1 pseudogene is annotated in these 293 nt (G+C 72.0%); it reads right to left on the reverse strand.

Features of this window, described 5'->3' with window-relative positions:
• Positions 1-272 (reverse strand): annotated as a pseudogene (locus tag D471_RS40770) (hypothetical protein); the annotation flags it as partial.
• Between the last annotated feature and the right edge of the window lie 21 nt (positions 273-293).

The following is a 293-nucleotide window of genomic DNA, read 5'->3' on the forward strand; positions in this document are numbered from 1 at the left end:
CCACCGTCGGAACCATCGTCGCCGCCGTCGGAACCACCGTCGGAACCGTCATCGCCGCCAGGAGGGTTACCGTCGTCGCCGTCGTCACCACCGGGAGGATTGCCGCCCGTGCCGTCGTCGCCGCCGTCACCCGGATTGTCCAGCACATCGGCCGGGGAGAGCTGGGGCACCGTGGAGGACGCCACCGGTTCCTGGCCCGCCTGGGGGACGGCGGTGGACGCGGTTTCATCGGTCGTGTCGGCGAACGCCGGTCCGACCGAGAACCCAGCCATGAACAGGCTGGGGGGGGGGCC

It is taken from the genome of Nocardiopsis lucentensis DSM 44048 (assembly GCF_000341125.1).
In the GTDB taxonomy this organism is placed as follows: Bacteria; Actinomycetota; Actinomycetes; order Streptosporangiales; family Streptosporangiaceae; genus Nocardiopsis; species Nocardiopsis lucentensis.